This window comes from Pseudomonas frederiksbergensis (genome assembly GCF_017114915.1).
GTDB lineage: Bacteria > Pseudomonadota > Gammaproteobacteria > Pseudomonadales > Pseudomonadaceae > Aquipseudomonas > Aquipseudomonas frederiksbergensis_I.
Genome location: NZ_JAAUOE010000001.1, coordinates 36,710 through 58,932, shown reverse-complemented (window position 1 = coordinate 58,932; position 22,223 = coordinate 36,710). Strand labels below are relative to the sequence as shown.

24 protein-coding genes are annotated in these 22,223 nt (G+C 62.4%); 9 read left to right on the top strand and 15 right to left on the bottom strand.

Annotated elements, in window-relative coordinates:
• Positions 1 to 11: 11 nt before the first annotated feature.
• The 12 genes from HCU66_RS00370 to nrdR all read right to left on the bottom strand — a co-directional run bounded on the left by HCU66_RS00370 (position 12) and on the right by nrdR (position 8,725).
• Positions 12 to 812 (bottom strand): cobalamin-binding protein, encoded by an 801-nt coding sequence (locus tag HCU66_RS00370; RefSeq protein WP_205886503.1) that lies wholly within the window; start codon positions 810 to 812, stop codon positions 12 to 14.
• The gene (locus tag HCU66_RS00365; RefSeq protein WP_205886502.1) at positions 812 to 1,231 is read right to left on the bottom strand and encodes an MFS transporter; all 420 of its coding nucleotides are present in this window, start codon (positions 1,229 to 1,231) and stop codon (positions 812 to 814) included. Before HCU66_RS00365 ends, HCU66_RS00370 begins: the two co-directional genes overlap by 1 nt.
• Positions 1,228 to 1,845, bottom strand: coding sequence for a GTP cyclohydrolase II (ribA, locus tag HCU66_RS00360; RefSeq protein ID WP_030131335.1), 618 nt, complete (start codon positions 1,843 to 1,845; stop codon positions 1,228 to 1,230). Before ribA ends, HCU66_RS00365 begins: the two co-directional genes overlap by 4 nt.
• A 149-nt stretch (positions 1,846 to 1,994) precedes the next feature.
• Positions 1,995 to 2,729 carry a substrate-binding periplasmic protein gene (locus HCU66_RS00355; protein WP_205886501.1) on the bottom strand — a complete coding sequence of 245 codons (735 nt, stop codon included), beginning with the start codon at positions 2,727 to 2,729 and terminating at the stop codon, positions 1,995 to 1,997.
• A gap of 22 nt (positions 2,730 to 2,751) precedes the next feature.
• Positions 2,752 to 3,255, bottom strand: coding sequence for a phosphatidylglycerophosphatase A (locus tag HCU66_RS00350; protein WP_205886500.1), 504 nt, complete (start codon positions 3,253 to 3,255; stop codon positions 2,752 to 2,754).
• Positions 3,252 to 4,217 carry a thiamine-phosphate kinase gene (gene thiL / locus HCU66_RS00345; protein ID WP_205886499.1) on the bottom strand — a complete coding sequence of 322 codons (966 nt, stop codon included), beginning with the start codon at positions 4,215 to 4,217 and terminating at the stop codon, positions 3,252 to 3,254. The genes HCU66_RS00350 and thiL overlap by 4 nt, the downstream gene beginning before the upstream one ends.
• 18 nt (positions 4,218 to 4,235) lie before the next feature.
• Positions 4,236 to 4,736, bottom strand: a complete 501-nt coding sequence (gene nusB / locus HCU66_RS00340; protein ID WP_007933632.1) for a transcription antitermination factor NusB — start codon at positions 4,734 to 4,736, stop codon at positions 4,236 to 4,238.
• Positions 4,733 to 5,209, bottom strand: a complete 477-nt coding sequence (gene ribH, locus HCU66_RS00335; RefSeq protein ID WP_003228649.1) for a 6,7-dimethyl-8-ribityllumazine synthase — start codon at positions 5,207 to 5,209, stop codon at positions 4,733 to 4,735. The genes nusB and ribH overlap by 4 nt, the downstream gene beginning before the upstream one ends.
• A 91-nt stretch (positions 5,210 to 5,300) precedes the next feature.
• Positions 5,301 to 6,392 carry a bifunctional 3,4-dihydroxy-2-butanone-4-phosphate synthase/GTP cyclohydrolase II gene (gene ribBA / locus HCU66_RS00330; RefSeq protein ID WP_007906834.1) on the bottom strand — a complete coding sequence of 364 codons (1,092 nt, stop codon included), beginning with the start codon at positions 6,390 to 6,392 and terminating at the stop codon, positions 5,301 to 5,303.
• A 31-nt stretch (positions 6,393 to 6,423) separates the two neighbouring features.
• Complete coding sequence (locus HCU66_RS00325) at positions 6,424 to 7,086, bottom strand: riboflavin synthase (RefSeq protein WP_205886498.1); 663 nt, start codon at positions 7,084 to 7,086, stop codon at positions 6,424 to 6,426.
• A gap of 44 nt (positions 7,087 to 7,130) precedes the next feature.
• On the bottom strand, positions 7,131 to 8,264 hold the full coding sequence (gene ribD, locus HCU66_RS00320; RefSeq protein ID WP_205886497.1) for a bifunctional diaminohydroxyphosphoribosylaminopyrimidine deaminase/5-amino-6-(5-phosphoribosylamino)uracil reductase RibD: 1,134 nt from the start codon (positions 8,262 to 8,264) through the stop codon (positions 7,131 to 7,133).
• A complete protein-coding gene (gene nrdR / locus HCU66_RS00315; protein WP_007906838.1) occupies positions 8,261 to 8,725 on the bottom strand; it encodes a transcriptional regulator NrdR in 465 nt (154 codons plus the stop codon). Before nrdR ends, ribD begins: the two co-directional genes overlap by 4 nt.
• Positions 8,726 to 8,842: 117 nt before the next feature.
• On the opposite strand from nrdR, the gene HCU66_RS00310 reads away from it, so the two are divergent.
• From HCU66_RS00310 to trxA, 3 genes are all read left to right on the top strand, one after another.
• A complete protein-coding gene (locus HCU66_RS00310) occupies positions 8,843 to 9,307 on the top strand; it encodes a YbaY family lipoprotein (protein ID WP_205886496.1) in 465 nt (154 codons plus the stop codon).
• Positions 9,304 to 9,960 carry a class I SAM-dependent methyltransferase gene (locus HCU66_RS00305; RefSeq protein ID WP_205886495.1) on the top strand — a complete coding sequence of 219 codons (657 nt, stop codon included), beginning with the start codon at positions 9,304 to 9,306 and terminating at the stop codon, positions 9,958 to 9,960. Before HCU66_RS00310 ends, HCU66_RS00305 begins: the two co-directional genes overlap by 4 nt.
• 182 nt (positions 9,961 to 10,142) lie before the next feature.
• Entirely contained in the window at positions 10,143 to 11,015 is an 873-nt protein-coding gene (trxA, locus tag HCU66_RS00300) for a thioredoxin (RefSeq protein ID WP_205886494.1), read from the top strand.
• A 15-nt stretch (positions 11,016 to 11,030) separates the two neighbouring features.
• Here the strand turns inward: trxA and HCU66_RS00295 are convergent, their stop codons facing one another.
• A complete protein-coding gene (locus tag HCU66_RS00295; RefSeq protein WP_205886493.1) occupies positions 11,031 to 11,372 on the bottom strand; it encodes a hypothetical protein in 342 nt (113 codons plus the stop codon).
• 135 nt (positions 11,373 to 11,507) lie between these two features.
• On the opposite strand from HCU66_RS00295, the gene HCU66_RS00290 reads away from it, so the two are divergent.
• The 5 genes from HCU66_RS00290 to HCU66_RS00270 all read left to right on the top strand — a co-directional run bounded on the left by HCU66_RS00290 (position 11,508) and on the right by HCU66_RS00270 (position 15,628).
• Entirely contained in the window at positions 11,508 to 12,110 is a 603-nt protein-coding gene (locus HCU66_RS00290) for a DUF2796 domain-containing protein (RefSeq protein ID WP_205886492.1), read from the top strand.
• Between the two features lie 170 nt (positions 12,111 to 12,280).
• The gene (locus tag HCU66_RS00285; protein WP_205886491.1) at positions 12,281 to 12,991 is read left to right on the top strand and encodes an ABC transporter ATP-binding protein; all 711 of its coding nucleotides are present in this window, start codon (positions 12,281 to 12,283) and stop codon (positions 12,989 to 12,991) included.
• A gap of 1 nt (position 12,992) precedes the next feature.
• A complete protein-coding gene (locus HCU66_RS00280; RefSeq protein ID WP_205886490.1) occupies positions 12,993 to 14,258 on the top strand; it encodes an ABC transporter permease in 1,266 nt (421 codons plus the stop codon).
• Positions 14,259 to 14,269: 11 nt separating this feature from the next.
• A complete protein-coding gene (locus HCU66_RS00275; protein WP_205886489.1) occupies positions 14,270 to 14,788 on the top strand; it encodes a DUF3299 domain-containing protein in 519 nt (172 codons plus the stop codon).
• 141 nt (positions 14,789 to 14,929) lie between these two features.
• Positions 14,930 to 15,628 (top strand): OmpW/AlkL family protein, encoded by a 699-nt coding sequence (locus HCU66_RS00270; protein ID WP_205886488.1) that lies wholly within the window; start codon positions 14,930 to 14,932, stop codon positions 15,626 to 15,628.
• Positions 15,629 to 15,776: 148 nt separating this feature from the next.
• Here HCU66_RS00270 and HCU66_RS00265 read toward each other — a convergent pair whose 3' ends face one another.
• Together HCU66_RS00265 and HCU66_RS00260 are read right to left on the bottom strand one after the other, a co-directional pair.
• Entirely contained in the window at positions 15,777 to 16,706 is a 930-nt protein-coding gene (locus HCU66_RS00265; RefSeq protein ID WP_205886487.1) for an NAD-dependent epimerase/dehydratase family protein, read from the bottom strand.
• Positions 16,699 to 17,583, bottom strand: a complete 885-nt coding sequence (locus HCU66_RS00260; RefSeq protein ID WP_205886486.1) for a sugar nucleotide-binding protein — start codon at positions 17,581 to 17,583, stop codon at positions 16,699 to 16,701. The genes HCU66_RS00265 and HCU66_RS00260 overlap by 8 nt, the downstream gene beginning before the upstream one ends.
• Positions 17,584 to 17,814: 231 nt before the next feature.
• Between HCU66_RS00260 and HCU66_RS00255 the strand changes: the two genes are divergently transcribed.
• Positions 17,815 to 22,131, top strand: coding sequence for a DEAD/DEAH box helicase (locus HCU66_RS00255; RefSeq protein ID WP_205886485.1), 4,317 nt, complete (start codon positions 17,815 to 17,817; stop codon positions 22,129 to 22,131).
• Positions 22,132 to 22,223: the final 92 nt, after the last annotated feature.

Here is a 22,223-nt window from a genome sequence, read left to right as displayed (position 1 = left end):
CTCGCCACAGGTTAGAGGTTCGGCGCAATCAAATGGCAGAGCTTGGCCGTCGCTTCGATCATCTGCCCACTCGGCCGCTCCAGGCCTTTATCCGTCACCAGAAACAATCGCCCCTGCGCCACCGCCGTCACCTGAGGCCAGGCTTTCCAGGCATCGAGCTGCGCCTGATCACCGGCCAGAATCACCTCGGGGTTGCGCTGCAACACGGCCTCCACACTGACCTGCGGTGCAGGTTGTGGCAGGTCGGAAAACACATTGCGTGCCCCGCAAACCTCCAGCGCATCGCTGATAATCTGCCCGCCGCCCACGGTGTACAGCGGCCGGTCCCAGACTTGATAGAACACCCGCAACGGCTCTTCCCTTCGATAACGCTGACGCAAGGAATCGAGTCGCTGACGCAGATTTTCAGCCAATGAAACGCCCCGCTCCGGCCTTCCGAGCTGTGCAGCGATCACTTCAATCTGGGAGGTAAGTTGTTCGAGGTTGTGAGGTTCGGCGACATAGGTGGGAATGTTCAGCCGTTTAAGCTGTTCACGCTGAGCCGACCCCACACTGCCCGGCCAGAGCAGCAACAAATCGGGTTTGAGGCTGAGCAACCGTTCGATGTCCAACTGACCGTAGCGGCCCACAGAAGCAATGTCTTTGAGTTCGGCGGGACGCTCACCGGCATCCAGCACGCCGACCAGCAGGTCAGCCGAGCCCAGCTCAACGACGATTTCCGACAGCGACGGGGCCAGGCTGACGACCCGCTCGACCGCAGCCGCCGGGCCACTGATGGCCAGCATCAAGACCGCCAGCCAGACGCTGCGCATCAGGCGAGCTGACGCGGGATACGGTAGAGGTAGAACAGCACAACCGTCGACAACGCCAGCAGCATCAGCGGCACGGCTTCCAGCCCCACGAATACCGCCAGCGCACCGATCCAGGCGGGCAGGCCGGCGACCAAAAACGCGGCGCGGCGTTTCGCGGCCAGGGCGATCCAGGCGGCAGGCTCTTCAGGGGTATCGAGGACTTTTTGGGTGGCTATCAGCGCATGTTTGTAGCCGCCAAAGAACTTCAGACTGACAAACATCGACGCCATACCGGCAATGAAAAACGGTATGGCCAGCACCGGCAGAATCGCCTCGCTTTGGCCGAATACGCCGTTGATCACCAACAGCGGCAGTAAGGCCAACGCCAGGTATTGCCACCAGTTGACGGACAGTCGCCGCCGTACCTGACCGCGGGTCACGCCCGGTCAACCTCGCCCTGATGCTCGTTGCCCATCATGTGGTCGAGCTTGCTGGCTTTGGTGGCCAGGTAGAGTTTGTTGTGCGGGTTGTGCCCGGTGTGCAACGGCACGCGCTCGGCGACCACGATGCCCATGTCGGTCAAGGCTTTGACCTTGCGCGGGTTGTTGGTCATCAGGCGCAGGGACTTCACGCCCAGGTGCTCCAGCATCGGCAGGCACATGGCGTAGTCGCGCTGGTCGGCGGCGAAGCCCAGACGTTCGTTGGCTTCGACGGTATCGGCGCCACCGTCCTGCAATTCATAGGCGCGGATCTTGTTCAGCAGGCCAATGCCGCGACCTTCCTGACGCAAGTAGAGCAACACGCCACGGCCTTCACGGGCGATCGCCTGCAATGCCGCCTCGAGTTGCGAACCGCAGTCGCAACGCTGGCTGAACAAGGCATCGCCGGTCAGGCATTCGGAGTGCAACCGGCCGAGTACCGGCGCACCGTCGGCGAACTCACCCAGGCTCAGCACCACGTGCTCGCGCCCGCTTTCCTCATCGAGAAAGCCGTGCATGGTGAATTGCGCAAAAGGCGTTGGCAGCTTGGAAGCGGCGACAAAAACGACAGGCACCGGTGTGCTCCTGATCTAAAAGTACTGAAGATTCGCAGAGGCGGCATTGTAACAGCACGTTCCTGCAGACGCTTAGGCTGAATTATCGGCCATAACAATCAAAAAGTTTGATCACACGATGGCATTACACGACCTTGTAGCAGCTGTATTCATTTCGACCCGAACGGATAAGGTTGCTTCCAGCGCTCGAAAATCGGTTTCAGCCGGCCGCTTTTTACCAGCAACTCCATGCGCTGATCGAACAATGCCATCAACTGGCGGGCCCGGGGTGTATCGGCGAAGCACAGGTATAGTGGCAAGTCCGCGATGTGCGTGCGGCGAAACTGCGACGGATCCTTGGCTCGGCTGACGATGGAGTTAACCTCGTCCAGCGCGTCGATATAGTAGTCGACGTGGTTGTGGATCAACATCGACAGAATCCCGGTACGCCGCGCGACTTCGTTATAGCGCTGCACATTCGGCAGGTAAGCCTGGTACTTGTAGCCGCGTACCCAGGCCAATCGATAATTGCCCAGGGTTTTCGGGGTCGGCGCTGGATTGGTGGCCAGGCCCAGTGCATAGATCGGATCGGTATCGAAACTCCAGCGCGGATAGAGCACATCGCTGACTTCATCCCGATAGGCCCCGATACAAGCGTCCACTTCGCCACGCTGTGCAAGGCCCGCGGCGCGTGTATACGGTTCGATTCGAATATCCAGTTTGACGCCCGCCGGCTCGAACACTTCGCGCAACACATCCCAGCCCAAACCATGGCCATCGGCGGTGGTAAAGTCTTCCCACGCTTCGCTGGCCAAGTGAATCACGGACGGCGGCGTCGGCGCATTTCCCGCCCGGGCGAGCGAGCAAAACGTCGCGAAAACCATCACCATCAACCAGCGAGCCATCTTTAGTCCTCGGTTGCGCCCTTCAGGCGAAGAGCCAAACCAGCCCTTGCATCGCCAACCACGCAAACACCCCGGCCAGCACGTCATCGAGCATGATCCCGACGCCACCGTGCACATGCCGGTCGATCCAGCGAATCGGCCACGGCTTGAGGATGTCGAAGAAGCGGAACATCAGGAACCCCGCCAGCAACCAATACCAACCTTGCGGCACCAGCCACAGGGTGATCCACATCCCGACCATTTCGTCCCAGACGATGCCTTCGTGGTCATGTACGCGCAAATCGTCGGCGACCTTGCCGCACAGCCAGAAGCCGAAGAGCATGGTGATGCCGAGCATCAGCCAGTAGCCCCAGTCGGGCAGCATCTGCCACAACGGAATAAAGGGTAACGCCACTAACGAACCCCAGGTGCCCGGCGCTTTTGGCAGGGTGCCCGAGCCGAAGCCGAACGCCAGGAAATGCCACGGATTGCGCCAGACCGACGGCGGTACGAACTGCGCCGGGACCTGTTTGGGATGATCTGTCACGGTGTCTCCCGAAAATGTTGGTAACCCCGGACTGGCGGGGTGATGTCGTGTCCGTCGGCGTCCAGCAGAATCACGCCCTGCCCTGCAACCACCTGCCCGAGCACATGGATCGGCCAGCCGTCCGCCAGCATCGATGGCAACTCGGCGGGCGGCAAGGTGAAGGCCAGCACATAATCATCACCACCGCTCAGGGCGGCTTGCTCAGCGTCGGATTGACCGAGGAAAGCCAGCAGCGCCTTCGACAACGGTAGCCTGCTGCGCTCTACCTCAATCCCGACTTTCGACGCCAGGGCAATATGCCCGCAGTCGGCGAGCAAGCCATCGGAGATGTCCAGCGCCGCCGTGGCCCGGCCGCGCAACGCCATCCCCAGACCAAGCTGCGGTTGCGGCGACCAATAATGGGCCAGCAACGGCTCGGCGATGGCCGCTTCGGCAGCCCGCTGGCCGAGTACCAGCGGCAATGCGCCCGCGCCGTTGCCCAGCTCACCGCCCACGCAGAGCAAGTCGCCCGGCCGTGCGCCGCTGCGGGTCAACGCCAGCCCGGTCGGTACTCGACCGAATACCGTCATGGTCAGGCTCAACGGCCCACGAGTGGTATCGCCGCCTACCAGTGCCACACGGCAATTCTGCGCCATGAGGTTCAAACCACGGGCGAACGCTTCCAGCCAATCGGCAGTCCCGGCCGGCAAGGTCAGGGCAAGGGTAAAGGCAACGGGAGTGGCGCCCATGGCGGCCAGGTCACTGACGGCCACGGCCAGCGCGCGCTGGCCGAGCAGAAACGGATCGCAGGGGTCGGCGAAATGCACACCGGCCACCAACGTATCGGTAGAAATCGCCAACTGCTCCCCGGGAGGAACAGCCAGTAAGGCGCAGTCGTCGCCGATCCCCAGGGCAACGCCTTCGCCGCCCTGCGCACAAGGCGCGGCGGCGAAGAAGTTGCGGATCAGCTCAAACTCGCCCATCGCAGATCCAAGCGCTGATTAGCGCTTGAACGCCTTGACTTCAGCTTCACGCAGACGCGGAGCCAGCTTGTCGAGTACACCGTTGACGAACTTGTGGCCATCGGTGGAACCGAAGACCTTGGCCAGTTCGATACCTTCGTTGATCACAACGCGGTACGGCACGTCGACGCGCTTGAGCAGTTCCCAGGTGGACAGGCGCAGAACGGCCAGTTCAACCGGGTCCAGCTCTTCGATGGTCAAGTCCAGGCAAGGCTTGAGCGCGGTGTCGATCTCGGTCTTGAACTGCGGAACCCCGTGCAGGATTTCGCGGAAGTACGCGCCATCGACATCGGTAAAATCGTTATCGACCCGGAACTGCGCTTCGATCTCGTTCAGCGACTGCTTGGCCATGTGCCATTGGTACAGCGCCTGGGTCGCGAGCTGACGGGCTTCGCGACGCTTGGCGCTTTTCGATGGCTTGCCGGCATCCGCAGGCTTTGGATCGCGCGGGTTGAAACGATCGCTATCGTCGCTAATCACTTGGCCTCCAACTGCGCCAGCAGGCTGACCATTTCCAGAGCGGACAGGGCCGCTTCAGCACCTTTGTTACCGGCCTTGGTGCCGGAACGTTCGATGGCTTGTTCGATGGAATCAACGGTCAGTACGCCGAACGCGACCGGTACGCCGAACTCCATGGACACCTGGGCCAGGCCCTTGGTGCATTCGCCCGCCACGTATTCGAAGTGCGGAGTACCGCCACGAATGACCGCGCCCAGGGCGATGATTGCCGCGAACTCGCCCTTCTGAGCGACTTTCTGCGCAACCAGCGGGATTTCGAAGGCGCCAGGCGCACGGATGATGGTGATGTCGCTTTCGCTCACGCCGTGGCGAACCAGGGCATCAACTGCACCGCTGACCAGGCTTTCAACCACGAAGCTGTTGAAACGGCCCACTACCAGAGCGTAGCGGCCTTTAGGGGCGATGAAGGTACCTTCGATGGTCTTCAGGGTCATTCGTTAGATCTCTTAAAGAGCCGGGACGCGTTTTCTACGCGTCCCTCAGTGATGTGTTAACCGCGAATCAAGGACTGGAAACAACCGGTCATTATTCGGAGGGCACGTATTCTACAACTTCCAGATCGAAACCGGATATCGCATTAAATTTCATCGGCGCAGACATCAGGCGCATTTTACGCACGCCCAGGTCCCGAAGGATCTGCGAACCGGCACCGACGATGCTATAGGTGGTCGGTTTTTTCACGGCGCTGTGGTCGGCGGTTTCGCGGATGTGCGCCAGCAACACGTCGCCATCGAGCGGGTGACCGAGCAACAGCACCACGCCGCTGCCAGCCTCGGCAACCGCGGCCATGGCGGCCCGCAGGCTCCAGCGGCCCGGTTGCTTGACCATCAGCAGGTCACGCAGTGGGTCCATGTTGTGCACCCGAACCAGGGTCGGTTCTTCGGCGCACACGGTGCCCAGGGTCAGGGCCATGTGCACGTCGCCTTCCACCGAATCACGATAGGTCACCAGGTTGAACTGGCCCAATTCGCTGTCCAGCGGCTGCTCGGCAATCCGCTGAACGGTACGTTCGTGGATCATCCGGTAGTGAATCAGGTCGGCAATGGTGCCGATCTTGATGTTGTGTTCGGCGGCAAACGCTTCGAGTTCGGCGCGACGGGACATGGTGCCGTCGTCGTTCATCACTTCGCAGATCACGCCGCTCGGTTCGAAACCGGCCATGCGCGCCAGGTCGCAGGCCGCTTCGGTGTGGCCGGCGCGAGCGAGGGTGCCGCCAGCCTGGGCCATCAGCGGGAAGATGTGGCCGGGGCTGACGATGTCTTCAGCCTTGGCGTCTTTGGCGGCAGCGGCTTGCACGGTACGAGCACGGTCGGCTGCGGAGATACCGGTGGTCACACCCTCGGCGGCTTCAATGGACACGGTGAACTTGGTGCCGAAACCGGAACCGTTGCGTGGCGCCATCAACGGCAGCTTGAGCAGTTCGCAGCGCTCGCGGCTCATCGGCATGCAGATCAGGCCGCGGGCGTGCTTGGCCATGAAGTTGATGTGCTCAGGCTGGCAGCACTCGGCGGCCATGATCAGGTCGCCTTCGTTCTCGCGGTCTTCGTCATCCATGAGGATGACCATCTTGCCTTGGCGGATGTCTTCAACCAGTTCTTCGATGCTATTGAGCGCCACAAGGCACCCCCCTTCTTTCGAAATTTGAGCTTCAGGATTTGAGATAGCCGTTGGCGGCCAGAAAGCTTTCGGTGATGTTACCGGCAGAAGGCTCGGCGGCCTTGTCGCCTAGAAGCAGGCGCTCCAGATAACGCGCCAGCAAGTCGACTTCCAGGTTCACCCGGCGACCCGGCTTGTAGGAAGCCATGATGGTTTCGCTCAGGGTGTGCGGAATGATCGTCAGCAGGAATTCGGCGCCATCGACCGCGTTCACCGTCAGGCTGGTGCCGTCGACGGTGATCGAGCCTTTATGGGCGATGTACTTGGCCAGTTCTTTTGGCGCGCGGATGCGAAATTCCACAGCGCGAGCATTGTCGGTGCGCGAAACCACTTCGCCGACACCGTCGACGTGGCCGCTGACCAGGTGTCCACCCAGGCGAGTGGTCGGGGTCAGGGCTTTTTCCAGGTTGACCGGGCTGCCGCTTTTGAGGTCATTCATGGCGGTGCAGTCGAGGGTTTCGCGACTCACGTCCGCGGCAAAGCCATTACCCGGCAGTTCAACCGCCGTCAGGCACACGCCGTTGACGGCAATGCTGTCGCCCAGTTTGACGTCGCTCAGGTCGAGCTTGCCGGTTTCTACGTAAACCCGCACATCTCCGCCTTTTGGGGTCAATGCACGAATACTGCCGATGGATTCGATGATGCCGGTAAACATGGAGTCCTCCTCGAGAACAGGGCCTTCTGGGCTGCAGCCGGGAATTATACGCTGACCGTTGGGACAGGTATGGCAATGACTCGCCAGTCATCGCCCACCGCGCGGATTTCGGTAATTTTGAGCTCGGGCGCATCTTTCATCTGCGCCAGCGGCCAGTCCAGCAACGGTCGCGCGGTGGAGCCGAGGAACTTGCCGGCAATGAAGATCTGGAACTCGTCCACCAACCCTTGCTGAGCAAACGCCCCGGCCAGACGCGGACCGGCTTCGACCAGTACCTCGTTGACGTCACGGGCAGCCAGTTCAACCAACAACTTGCGCAGGTCGACCTGGCCATCGTCGCCCGCCACGATCAGGCATTCCGGACCGTTGGCATATTGCTCTTCGATCGCCATGCAGGTCGCGACCAGTGCCGGGCCGGCCTTGAAGAACGGCGCGTCCAGCGGCACCCGCAAGCGACCGTCGATCAGCACGCGAAGTGGTGGACGGCTCATGGCCAAGGCCGTTTGTTCGGGATCCAGGCCCAATTCATCGGCACGCACGGTCAAGCGGGCATTGTCCGCCAGCACCGTGTCGGCGCCGGTCAGCACCACGCTGGCCTGCGCGCGCAGCCGTTGTACCGCCGAGCGCGCCGCCGGGCCGGTAATCCATTGGCTCTCGCCGCTTTCCATCGCCGTGCGACCGTCGAGGCTCATGGCCAACTTGACCCGCACGAACGGCAAGCCGTGTTCCATGCGTTTGAGGAAGCCTTCATTGAGCTTGCGCGCCTCGCCTTCCAGCACGCCGCTTTCAGTGGCGATGCCGGCCTGGGCCAGGCGTTGCAGACCGCGACCGGCGACTTCCGGGTTCGGGTCCTGCATCGCCGCCACGACGCGCGCCACGCCGGCATTCACCAGTGCATCGGCGCAGGGCGGCGTCCGGCCGTGGTGGCTGCAGGGTTCGAGGGTCACGTAAGCCGTGGCGCCTCGCGCCTTGTCGCCAGCGGCGCGCAAGGCGTGGACTTCGGCATGGGGCTCGCCGGCACGCACATGCCAGCCTTCGCCGACTATCTGCCCGTCGCGCACCACCACGCAGCCAACCCGCGGGTTGGGGTGCGTCGTGTAATGACCTTTGCGCGCCAGTTCCAGGGCGCGGGCCATGTAATGCGCATCGAGGATGGCTTGTTCCGGGGAGCTGGTCATTCTTTCACCGGTTCACGGGCGAGGCGATCGATCTCTTCGCGGAACTCGTTGAGGTCCTGGAAGCGTCGATACACCGAAGCGAAGCGGATATAGGCGACTTCATCAAGCTTTTTCAGTTCGGCCATCACCAGCTCGCCGACCACAAGGGATTTGACCTCGCGTTCGCCGGTGGCGCGCAGCTTGTGTTTGATGTGCACCAGCGACGATTCCAGGCGCTCGACACTCACCGGGCGCTTCTCCAGCGCCCGCTGCATGCCGGCACGGAGTTTTTCTTCGTCGAACGGCTGGCGACTGCCGTCGGTTTTGATCAGGCGCGGCAACACCAGTTCAGCGGTTTCGAACGTCGTGAAACGTTCGCCGCAGGCCAGGCATTCACGCCGGCGGCGCACCTGTTCGCCCTCGGCGACCAGACGCGAGTCGATGACCTTGGTGTCGTTGGCACCGCAGAAGGGACAGTGCATGGTGGCAGGCAACAAAAAATGGGAGGGCCATGGTAGCGCATCCCCGTGGCAAGACAAGCCATAGGGTTTGCGGTATACAGACGGGCTATACCTGTTTTCACCTTGCTGGAGCCGCCAATGCCGTTACGACCGCTCGTTTTGCTCAGTCTTTTCAGCCTGCTGGTGGCCTGTGGCAGCGATGCGCCCAAGCCCCAGCCACCGACGCCCGGCCCGGCACCGCAACAGGCGCAGAAGAAAGCCAAGGCGTCTGTCGAGCTCGGTCCGCTGCCGGCTTACCAACGTGAAATCAGCGGCACCCTGCAGGGCGTGCCGGCCGGGGCCGAAGTCGAACTGGCGCTGCTGGTGATCGACGACAAGGATCGCCCGCAACAATTGCTTGCCAGTGCCAACCTGATCGGCACCAATCAGATGTTGCCGTTTCGCCTGCGTTTCAACCCCGAATCCTTCCCAGCCGGCGCTCGCGTTGAACTGCGCGGCCGCGCCAGCCAGTCCGGGCAATTGATTCTGCATTTGCCGGCGCAAATCATCACACAGCCAACCACCCAGGCCCTGGGTCAGCTGCAATTCGTCAAAGCGCCATGAGAGCCCCGCAAGACCTGCAACAGCCGTTGGGTGAACTGCTCGGCGATGCACAGCTTGTAGCCTGCGAGTTACCGGGCACCGAGCTGAAACTCTGGCTGATCGACGGCGACAACATGGACCGTGCCTTCAGCCCCGAAGAAACCCGGCGGATTCTCCACGAGCCGCCGTACTGGAGTTTCTGCTGGGCCAGTGGGCTGGCGGTGGCCCGCTATCTCGCCGAGCATCCACACTGGGTCGAAGGTAAGCGGGTGCTGGACTTCGGCGCCGGTTCCGGGGTGGCGGGCATTGCGGCGGTGAAAGCCGGGGCGCTGGAAGTGGTGGCCTGTGACCTGGACCCGCTGGCGATTGCCGCGTGTCGGGCGAATGCCGAACTCAATGATGTGCCGCTCAGCTATTCAACGGACTTTTTCGCCGAGGCCGATCGGTTTGATCTGATTCTGGTGGCCGATGTGCTGTACGACCGGGCGAACCTGCCGTTGCTCGACGCGTTTCTCAGCCGGGGCCGGGAAGCGTTGGTGGCGGATTCACGGGTGCGCGATTTTCGCCATCCGTTGTATCGACGCATCGAGATGCTGGAGGCGATGACCTTGCCGGACCTGGCCGAACCCGAAGAGTTTCGGCATGTGAGCCTTTACCACGCCCTCCGGACATGATCGTTCCCACGCTCCAGCGTGGGAATGCAGCCCGGGACGCTCCGCGTCCCTTCGTATGGCGTGACGCAGAGCGTCACTGGAGGCATTCCCACGCAGAGCGTGGGAATGATCAGTACTCTGACTTCCGGCCGCCCCCCACCAAGCCTTATAGTGACCACATCCATGCTTTTACGAGATCCCCCATGAGTCAGGAAACGCCGTACATTTTCGACGCCACGACTGCCGATTTCGACCAGTCGGTGATCGAGAACTCCTTCCACAAACCGGTGCTGGTGGATTTCTGGGCCGAATGGTGTGCGCCGTGCAAGGCCTTGATGCCGATGCTGCAAACCATCGCCGAGAGCTATCAGGGCGAGTTGCTGCTGGCCAAGGTCAACTGCGACATCGAGCAGGATATTGTTGCGCGCTTCGGCATTCGCAGCCTGCCGACCGTGGTGCTGTTCAAGGACGGTCAGCCGGTGGACGGTTTTGCCGGTGCGCAACCGGAATCGGCCGTGCGCACGATGCTCGAACCCCACGTGCAAATGCCGCCTCCAGCCGCCGCCGACCCGTTTGAACAGGCTCAGGCGCTGTTCGACGAGGGCCGTTTCGCCGACGCCGAAGCCACGCTCAAAGTCTTGCTGACTGAAGACAACACCAATGCCAGGGCCCTGATCCTCTACGCCCGCTGCCTCACCGAGCGCGGCGAACTGAGTGAAGCGCAAACCGTACTCGACGCGGTCAAGACCGATGAGCACAAGGCCGCGCTGGCCGGTGCCAAGGCGCAGATCCAGTTTCTCGGCCAGGCCAGGGATTTGCCCGATGCGGCAGACCTGAAAGCGCGTCTGGCGAAAAATCCGCAGGACGATGAGGCGGTCTATCAATTGGCGATCCAGCAACTGGCCCGTCAGCAATACGACGCGGCGCTGGATGCCTTGCTGAAACTGTTCATCCGCAACCGCAGCTACAGCGAAGGCTTGCCACACAAGACCTTGCTGCAAGTGTTCGAGCTGCTGGGCAACGATCACCCGCTAGTGACCACGTACCGTCGCAAGCTGTTTGCCGCGCTCTATTAAGCTCTTTTTTGCGGCTTACTCGATCCAGCTGTAGAGCGGTGTATCCCCGCCGCTCACCACTTTGACGTCTGCACAGTGGCGCAAGCGCACCAACAAGCGCTTGCCCGCTGCTGCGCTGCCGGTCAGCCCTTCCAGTTGCTCCAGCAAATCCGGCCCGCTCAATTGCCCGGCCTTGCGCAGCAGTTCTTTGGCGATCTGCCACAGCGCCTCGTCCTGATTCACCGGCTTGGCGGGCGCAACACTCGTCTCGGGCTTGGCAGCCTGTAACTGTGCCCCCAGCTGCGCCCAGTCGCCCTCATCCAGTTCCAGGGTCAAATCCACCGGCCAGTCGCCGATGCTTCCGCGTATTCGCAACATGAGTCTGCTCCTGCCCATACCTGACACGCATGCTCCCATGGGTCTTGCGCAACGCCAAGCAGACGGTCAAACTCTCGGCACTTTCGTTATAAGATTACATAACAAACTCTTCACTTTACTTTCCGGAGACCCGCCATGCGCCGTCTGCTGTTCGCTTTGCCGTTTGCCTTGTTGCCGCTGGCTGTCGCCCATGCAGCTGTCGAGCATGATCATGATCACGCTGAACACGGCAGCCTCGGTGCCCACGAGCATGGCGTCGGTCGCCTGAATGCGGCGCTGGACGGCCAGACTCTGGAGCTGGAACTGGAAAGCCCCGCAATGAATCTGGTGGGTTTCGAACACGCCGCCACCACCGATGCCGACAAGGCCAAAGTCACCGCCGCCCGTGCCCAGCTGGAAAAACCGCTGGCGCTGTTCAACCTGCCAAAGGCCGCCGGTTGTGTGATCGCGACCCAGGAACTGGAAAGCCCGCTGTTCGGTGACAAGCCGGATGCCGACGATCATGACGAAGATGATCACGAAGCTGCCAAGGACGGTCATGAACACCACCATGACCACAGCGAAATCCACGCCCATTACCAATTCAGCTGCTCGGCCCCGGGCGCGCTGAAGAGCCTGGATCTGGCGACTCTCTTTAACACATTCCCGGCCACCCAGAAGATTCAGGTACAACTGATCAGCCCGAGCGGGCAGCAAGGGGTTGAAGTGACGGCCAAGGCCGCTGCCCTGAAATTCTGATCCGACACCAATCCCGTAGGAGCGAGGCCTGCCCGCGAAGGGGCCATTAGATTCAACAGTGATGTCGACTGTCAGATCGCTTTCGCGGGCAAGCCTCGCTCCTACAGGGGTTGGGGGTGGTGTTGAATGTGAAGTCGAGACAAGTACCCAAAACCCATGAAATCGGCGCCATGACCCAAGCACTCATCGAACTGTCCAACCTGGGCTTCAGCTGGCCCGGTCATCCGCCGCTGCTGGACATTCCGGCGTTTCGCCTGGAACCCGGTGAAACCCTGTTCCTCAAGGGGCCCAGCGGCAGCGGCAAGACCACCCTGCTCGGCCTGCTCGGCGGCGTGCAAAAGCCTGATCGCGGCAGCATTCGCCTGCTCGGCCAGGAATTGACCGAACTATCGGCCGGTGCCCGCGACCACTTCCGCGTCGATCACACCGGCTACATTTTCCAGCAGTTCAACTTGCTGCCATTTCTATCGGTACGGGAGAACGTCGAACTGCCCTGCCACTTCTCCAAGCTGCGCGCCGAACGGGCGAAACAGCGCCACGGCAGCGTTGATCAGGCAGCAGCGACCCTGCTCGCCCATCTGGGCCTGAAGGATGAAAACATTCTGGGCCGCCGTGCCGATTCGTTGTCCATCGGCCAGCAACAACGGGTCGCCGCCGCGCGTGCGTTGATCGGTCAGCCGGAACTGGTCATCGCCGACGAACCGACCTCGGCCCTGGACTACGACGCCCGCGAGAACTTCATTCGCCTGCTGTTCGCCGAATGCCGCGAAGCCGGGTCGAGCCTGCTGTTCGTCAGCCATGACCAGAGCCTGGCGCCGCTGTTCGATCGCCACCTGTCGCTGGCCGATCTCAATCGCGCCGCTACCCCGTCCGAGGTTTGAGATGTATTTGTTTCGACTAGCCATGGCCAGCCTGGCTAACCGTCGCTTCACCGCGATCCTCACTGCGTTCGCCATCGCCCTGTCGGTCTGCCTGTTGCTGGCGGTGGAACGGGTGCGCACCGAGGCCAAGGCCAGTTTCGCCAGTACCATCAGCGGCACCGACCTGATCGTCGGCGCGCGCTCCGGCTCGGTGAACCTGCTGCTGTATTCGGTGTTCCGCATCGGCAACGCCACTAACAACATCCGCTGGGACAGCTTCGAGCACTTCGCCAACAACCCGAAAGTGAAGTGGGCGATCCCGATGTCCCTCGGCGATTCCCATCGTGGTTATCGGGTGATGGGCACCACCGAGGCGTACTTCGAGCATTACCAGTACGGCCATCAACAGCACCTGGCACTGGCTGACGGCCGCGCCTTCGCCAGCGATCCGTTCGAAGTGGTGCTCGGTGCCGAAGTGGCCGATGCGCTGCACTACACACTCGGCGACAAACTGGTGCTGGCCCACGGCGTGGCGGCGATCAGCCTGGTCAAGCACGACGACAAACCGTTCACCGTGGTCGGCATCCTCAAACGCACCGGTACCCCGGTGGACCGCACGCTGCACATCAGCCTCGGCGGCATGGAAGCGATCCACATCGACTGGCACAACGGCGTGCCCGCGCGCGGTAACGGCCGCATCAGCGCTGATCAGGCGCGCAACATGGACCTGACGCCGCAAGCGATCACCGCGTTCATGCTCGGCCTCAACAGCAAGATTTCGACGTTCGCGCTGCAACGTGACATCAACGAATTCCGTGGCGAACCGATGCTGGCGATCCTGCCGGGTGTGGCGTTGCAGGAGTTGTGGAGTTTGATGAGCACGGCGGAAAAAGCTTTGTTCGTCGTCTCGCTGTTCGTGGTGCTGACCGGGTTGATCGGCATGCTCACGGCGATCCTCACCAGCCTCAATGAGCGACGCCGGGAGATGGCGATTCTGCGCTCGGTGGGTGCGCGACCGTGGCACATCGCGACCTTGCTGGTGCTGGAAGCGTTTGCCCTGGCACTGTCGGGGGTGATTGCCGGCGTGGCACTGCTGTATGTGGGCATCGCCGTGGCGCAGGGTTACGTGCAGTCGAATTACGGCTTATACCTGCCGCTGGCCTGGCCGAGTGAGTATGAATGGACGCTGCTCGGTGGCATCCTGATCGCCGCGCTGCTGATGGGCAGCGTGCCGGCCTGGCGCGCCTATCGCCAATCCTTGGCCGATGGCCTGTCGATCCGCTTATGAGGACGTTGAACATGCCCCGCGTGCTGCTTGCGCTGTTAATGCTGGTCGCTCTGCCGCTGTGGGCGGCCGAGCCGAAAGACCTGACCTGGTCGGAAATGATCCCGCCGGATGCCCCGCCGGAAGTGCCGAACATGACGCCGCTGCACGACCTGTCGAAGATGAGCGACGCGTTGTCCGCAGAATCGGCCCCGGCCGCCAAGCAGGACATGCCAAATGCGCCGGTGGTGAAAAGCCTCGATGGCCAGAACATTCGCTTGCCGGGGTACATCGTACCGCTGGAAGTCAGTGAAGAAGGCCGCACCACCGATTTTCTGCTGGTGCCGTATTTCGGCGCCTGCATCCACGTACCGCCTCCGCCGTCGAACCAGATCGTGCACGTCAAAAGCGAAGTCGGCGTGAAGCTCGATGAGCTGTATCAGCCGTACTGGATCGAAGGTGCGTTGCAGGTCAAGGCGTCCACCAGCGAGTTGGCCGATGCCGGGTATCAGATGGAGGCGGACAAGATTTATGTGTATGAACTGCCGGAGTGAATCCGGCAGTTATCCGTCAAGACCCTCAGAAACTCCGCAAAATTCAGCCCATCACGGTTTCATTGAGCTGAATCAAAAGACCGTATCAGTTGGATCCCTACCATTGGACATCGAATATTTTTAACGTCCTTTGGAGCCCTCATGCACAAGTCCATGCTCAGCGCTTCGCTGTTCGCCCTCGCGCTCGCAGCCCCGCTCGCCCATGCCCACACCGCCGGCGACATCATCCTTCGGGCCGGTGCGATCACCGTCAACCCTGAAGCTGACAGCTCCAGCGTCAAGGTCGATCAAGGCCCGCTGAGGGGCGCCGACCTGGGTGGCAAGGCCACCATGAGCAGTGACACGCAACTGGGCCTGAACTTCGCCTACATGATCACCAACAACCTGGGGATCGAACTGTTGGCAGCTTCGCCGTTCGAGCATGAGGTAAAGCTCAAAGGCACCGCGCTCGGCGCCGCCAACGGCAAACTCGGCACCCTGAAACACCTGCCGCCGACCCTGAGCCTGGTCTACTACCCGCTGGACGCCAAGTCGGCGTTCCAGCCGTACATCGGTGGCGGCATCAACTACACCTGGATCTACGACGAGCACGTCGGCAGCGACGCCGCCGCCAACGGCTTCAGCAACTTCAAGGCGGAAAACTCCTGGGGCCTGGCCTGGCAGGTCGGTGCCGATTACATGCTGACCGACAACGTGATGATCAACGCCCAGGTGCGCTACATTGACATCGACACCACCGCGACCGTGGAAAACAACGCCGTCGCGCCGGGCACCCGGGCCAAGGTCGACGTTGATGTGGACCCGTTCATCTACATGGTTGGTTTGGGTTACAAGTTCTAATCCGGCTGCAAAAAAGGCGCCTCGACAGGCGCCTTTTTCATTGATCGCTCCCACGCTCCGCGTGGGAATGCCTCACTGGACGCTCCGCGTCCGCTCTTGGGACGCGGAGCATCCCTGGCTGCATTCCCACGCGGAGCATGGGAACGATTTATCGCCCCAACAACCGCGCCAGGCCGACGCTCATCGGCGTCTGTTCCGGGTAGGTAAACCGCTCCAGCAAACGCCGGTTGTTCGCTCGTGAATGGCGGATGTCACCGGAACGCGCCGGGCCGTAGCTCACGGGCGGCAGCTTGCCCACCACCGCTTCAAGGGCTTCGAGCATTTGCTTGAGGGTGGTGGCCTGATTCCAGCCGACATTCACCGCGCCGACCTCAACCTGGGGCTTCTCGATGGCTTGCACCAGCACGTCCACCAGGTCCTCGACATAAACAAAATCGCGCGTCTGCTCGCCATCGCCGAACACGGTGATCGGCAGGCCTTTCTGCGCGCGCTCGCTGAAAATGCTGATCACCCCGGAGTACGGCGAGGACGGATCCTGACGCGGGCCGAAGATGTTGAAGAAGCGGAAAATCACCGGTTCCAGATCATGCTGGCGGCGATAGAAATCGAAGTAATGCTCGCTCGCCAATTTGTCCGCCGCGTACGGCGTCAACGGTGCCTTGGGCGTGTCTTCGTCAATCGACTCGCCTTCGCCATTATTGCCATAGACCGCCGCGCTGGACGCGTACAGCACCCGTTTGACGCCGGCCTGGCGCATGGCTTCGCAGACATTGAGCGAGCCGATGAAATTGCTCTGGTGAGTTTTCACCGGATCATCCACCGAAGCCTGCACCGAAGCCACCGCGGCCAAGTGAGCCACAGCGCTGCAACCGACCATCACCTGCGCCACCAGGGCGGCATCAGCGACATCGCCTTCAATCAGTTCAACGAGGGGATTGTCCATCGGCAGATTGCTGCGTTTGCCGGTGGACAGGTCATCAAGAATCCGCACCGAGTGCCCTTTGGCGAGCAAGGCGTCGGTCAGGTGCGAACCGATGAAACCGGCGCCGCCGGTGATTAAAACAGGGCCGTCAGCCATGGCGATAAAACCTATCCAGTAAGCCCGGGAGTGCCGCGCGCCAGGCGCGGGGCTTGATCCCGAAAGTGTGCAGAATTTTCTTGCAGGCCAGCACCGCGTGTTGCGGTTCTTCGGCGGCGTCGGGCCGCGCGGCATGGGCCTGGGCGGTCGGCGCTTCGATGGCCAGCGGGTGCAGGGCGCGAGCTTCGCTGAGGATCGCCTGCCCCAGCGCCAGCGGCGTGGTCGCCTCATGCCCGGCGTAGTGGTAAGTGCCCCACAGCGGCGCCGCGCAATCGAGTTGCTTGAGCACCGAAATGATCACCCGGGCGGCATCGTCCACCGGCGTCGGATTACCGCGACGATCATCGGCCATCAGCAGTTCTTCGGCTTTCTCGGCCCGGGCCAGGAATCGCCCGAGGATGCCGTCGGGGCTGTCATCGAGCAGCCAGCCGAAACGCAACAATACATGCTGCGGACAGGTGGCGCGCACGCTTTGCTCGATGCGCCACAAGGCCTGACCGCGCAGGCCCAGCGGCACCGGTTCGTCTTTTTCACTGTAAGCGGTCGCCCGGGAGCCATCGAACACGCGATAGCTGGACGGTTGCAGCAGCACGATGTTGTGATGCTGGCACAGCTCGGCCAGCCGCTCGACGGCGCGCTCCTGCGCGGCCAGACGCTGCTCGTTGACGGTCTCCGCCTGGAACCAGTCGAAATAGTAGGCGAGGTTGATCAACGCATCCGGACGGGTATCGTCGAGCAGTTGCGTCAGGCTCGCGGCGTCCCAGCCGTCTTGTGGTGGGCGGGGGGCGAGGAAACCGATGTCTTCCTCCGCACCGAGGCGAATCAGCGCCTGCCCAAGGGCATTTCCGCCGCCCAGTAACATAAGGCGCATTCGCATAGAGTCAGCAGGCCCAGTCTGATTGGAACGATGGCTTTATCGACAGCGCCCGCAGGCGATGTCCTCAATAATTGCCGGAATCGTTGCATTTTGCGGGTTTAGTGCGCAACCGTCATCCGTAAAGTGTAGTTCCCGGGGATTTGTAGTGCTGCTCGCGATGGCCCCCTCAGTACCGACGCAAATCCTGAGCGGTACTTGCAACTTCCCGCCCCCACCCGCATAAATTGCTTCATGAACCTGCCCATCCCCGCAGACAGCGCTCTGAACGGTTTTCACCCCGCCGTCAGCGCCTGGTTCAGCAACACTTTCGCGACGGCCACCGCCGCCCAGGCCCGGGCGTGGCCGTTGATCCGCCAGCGCCGCTCGACCCTGATCGCCGCGCCCACCGGCTCCGGCAAAACCCTGACCGCGTTTCTGGCGGTGCTCGACGATCTGGTCCATCGCGGCCTGGAGAACCCGGATGGCCTGCCGGACGAAACCCTGGTGGTCTACGTTTCGCCGCTCAAGGCCCTGTCCAACGACATCCGGATCAACCTGCAAACCCCGCTGGCCGGCATCACCGAGCAGTTGCGCGTGATGGGGCTGCCCGACGTGCCGATCAGCACCGCCGTGCGCACCGGCGATACGCCGCAAAAAGACCGTTCGGCCATGCGCAAAACCGCGCCACACATTCTGGTGACCACCCCGGAATCCCTTTACGTGCTGCTCGGCTCCGATTCCGGCCGGCAGATGCTCGGCACCACGCAAACGGTGATCGTCGACGAAATCCACGCCATCGCCGCCAGCAAGCGCGGCAGTCACCTGGCCCTGAGCCTGGAGCGCTTGCAGGCGCTCTGCGCGCAACCGCTGGTGCGGATCGGCCTGTCTGCCACGCAAAAACCTATCGAAGCGGTGTCACGCTTTTTGGTTGGCCACGATCGCGCCTGCGAAGTCATCGACATCGGCCACGCCCGCCCACGGGATCTCGGTATAGAAGTGCCGCCGGTGCCGTTATCGGCGGTGATGGCCAACGACGTATGGGAGCTGGTCTACGATCGCCTCGCCGCCCTCGCCCGTGAACACCGGACCACGCTGATTTTCGTCAACACCCGACGCCTGGCCGAACGCCTGAGCCGACACTTGAGCGAACGCCTCGGCAAAGACGCCGTGGCCGCCCATCATGGCAGCCTGGCCAAGGAGTTTCGCCTGGACGCCGAGCAACGGCTCAAGCGCGGTGAGCTGCAAGTGCTGATCGCCACCGCCTCGCTGGAGTTGGGGATCGACATCGGCGACGTCGACCTGGTGTGCCAGATCGCGTCGCCGCGCTCGATTGCCGGGTTTGTGCAACGGGTCGGCCGCTCCGGGCACCAGGTCGGCGGCACGCCCAAGGGCCGGTTGTTCGCCACCACCCGCGACGACCTGATCGAATGCGCCGCCCTGCTCGATTGTGTACGCCGTGGCGAACTCGACACCTTGCAGATCCCCGAAGCACCGCTGGACGTGCTGGCCCAGCAGATCATCGCCGAGGTCAGTTGCCAGGAATGGCAGGAGCAGACCTTGCTGGAGATGCTGCGTAAAGCCTCGCCTTACGCCAAGCTCGACGAAAAGCACTATCAGGCGCTATTGCACATGCTCGCCGAGGGCTACAACGGTCGTCAGGGCATGCGTAGCGCGTATCTGCACCGGGACGCCGTAAGTCACACCCTGCGCGGCCGTCGGGGCGCCAAGCTGACCGCCGTGACCAGCGGCGGGACGATTCCGGACAACGCCGACTACAGCGTGTTGCTGGAGCCTCAGGGGCTGAATATCGGCAGCGTCAACGAAGACTTCGCAGTGGAAAGCATCGCCGGGGATATCTTTCAGCTGGGCAATACGTCCTATCGAATTCTGCGGGTCGAAACCGGCAAGGTCCGGGTCGAAGACGCTCAGGGTCAGCCGCCGACCATTCCGTTCTGGCTCGGCGAAGCACCCGGTCGCAGCGATGAACTGTCGTTCGCCGTGGCCCGCCTGCAAGCACAACTCGATGAGTTGCTCGGCGCCACACCCGGCGACTTGCAGCCAGCCGTCGACTGGCTGACCGACACCCTTGGCCTGAACCTCGCCAGCGCCGAGCAACTGGTCGATTACCTGGCCCGGACCCGCCTGACCCTCGGCGCCTTGCCGTCCCAGGACACACTGGTGATGGAGCGTTTTTTCGACGAGTCCGGCGGCACGCAACTGATCATCCACTCGCCATTCGGCAGCCGCATCAACCGCGCCTGGGGCCTGGCCCTGCGCAAGCGTTTCTGCCGCACCTTCAACTTCGAATTGCAGGCCGCCGCCAGCGAGGACGCCATCGTGTTGTCGCTGTCCACCAGCCACAGCTTCGAACTGGACGACGTCTGGCGCTACCTGCACAGCAACAGCGCCGAACATATCCTGACTCAAGCGGTACTCGAGGCCCCGCTGTTCGGCGTGCGCTGGCGCTGGAACGCCGGGGTCGCCCTGGCGCTGCCACGCTACAGCGGCGGGCGCAAAGTACCACCGCAGATCCAGCGGATGAAAAGCGAAGACCTGATCGCCAGCGTGTTTCCCGATCAGATCGCCTGCGTGGAAAACCTCGCCGGTGAACGCGAGATTCCCGATCATCCACTGGTGGAACAAACCCTCGACGATTGCCTGCACGAAGCCATGGACAGCGAAGGCTGGCTGGTGTTGTTGCGGCGCATGGAACAGGGCGACATCCGCCTGATCAGCCGCGATCTGCCTGCGCCTTCGCCGCTGGCGGCGGAAATCCTCAGCGCTCGCCCCTACACCTTTCTCGACGATGCGCCGCTGGAAGAGCGGCGCACTCAGGCGGTACTCAACCGCCGCTGGAGCGATCCTCAGTCCACCGACGACCTCGGTGCGCTGGATGCCGACGCAATTGCCGCGGTACGCGACGAAGCCTGGCCAACGCCAACCGGCCTCGATGAAATGCATGAAGCATTGATGAGCCTGGCATGCATCACCGACGCAGAGGCCCGGGCCAACCCGAATTGGCTCGATTGGCTGAACACCCTGGCCAACAGTGGCCGCGCCAGCCGTTTGCAGATCAACGCCAAGCAATCGCTGTGGCTGCCACTGGAGCGACTGACCTGCCTGCGGGCGATTTATCCACAGGCCACGTTGTTTCCGTCGCTGGACCCGTTACCCGGCTTCAATGAAACCTGGGAGCCGGACGAAGCGGTGCTGGAAGTGATCCGTGCGCGGCTCAGCGCGTTTGGTCCGTTGCCGCTGAAGATGATTGCCGAACCGCTTGGTTTACCGGTGCTTCAAGTCACTCAGGCCCTGGCGCAACTGGAACGCGAAGGTTACGTGCTGCGCGGGCAATTCACCCCGCGCGCAAGTGAAGAAGAGTGGTGCGAACGGCATCTGCTGGCGCGGATTCATCGCTACACGGTCAAACGGCTGCGCCGGGAAATCGAGCCGGTGGCGTTGCAGGATTTCATGCGTTTTCTGTTCGACTGGCAGCATCTTTCCACCGCGAGCCGAGGCCAGGGCAGCGCAGTGTTGCCGGCGATCATCAGCCAGTTCGAAGGCTACCCCGCCGCCGCTTCGGCATGGGACAGCGATATTCTGCCGGCGCGGCTCAAAGACTATTCGGCGACCTGGCTGGACGAGCTATGTCGCAGCGGCAAACTGGTCTGGACCCGCCTGACCGCCCGCAACAAAAGCGCCAGCACAGCGCTGCGCAGCACGCCGATTCTGCTGTTGCCGCGCAGTCAGGTCGGGTTGTGGAGCAGCTTGACCGAACAGACAGCGGTCAGCGAACTATCGCCCAAGACACAAAAAGTCCATGAAGCACTGAGCCAGCACGGCGCACTGTTTTTCGATGAGCTGATGCACGAGGCCCATCTGCTGCGCTCGGAACTGGAAATCGCCTTGCAGGAACTGGTCGGTGCCGGGCTGGTAAACGCCGACAGCTTCGCCGGGCTGCGGGCACTGATCACCCCGGCCAGCAAACGCCAGAATCGCAGTAGCCGACGCGGGCGCGGCGCGTTTGTCGGCGGGATGGACGACGCCGGGCGTTGGGCGTTGCTACGCCGTGGTTCTGCCGCGCCGTTTGTGGATAAACAACGCCCATCGTCCACGCCCATAGAAACCCTGGAACACATCGCCATGACCTTGCTGCGACGTTACGGCGTGGTGTTCTGGCGCTTGCTGGAGCGTGAGGCGGACTGGTTGCCGAGTTGGCGGGAATTGCTGCGCACGTTCCATCGGCTCGAGGCCCGGGGTGAGATCCGTGGCGGGCGGTTTGTCAGTGGTTTGGCCGGTGAGCAGTTTGCGCTGCCCGAGGCGATACCATTGCTGCGCGAAGTCAGGCGGCGCCCCCATGACGGCAGTTTGATCGCGGTGTGCGGGGTGGATCCGCTGAACCTCGCCGGCACTCTGTTGCCGGGCGCCAAAGTGCCGGCACTGGCGAGCAATCGACTGGTGTATCGCGATGGTGTGCCAGCCGCCGCCGAGATCGCCGGCAAGCAGCAGTTCTGGCTGGAGCAGGATCAGCAGGCCAGTGCCGAGCTACACAACAAACTCACCCGACACTGATCGTTCCCACGCTCTGCGTGGGAATGCAGCCAGGGACGCTCCGCGTCCCAAAGCGGACGCGGAGCGTCCAGTGAGGCATTCCCACGCGGCGC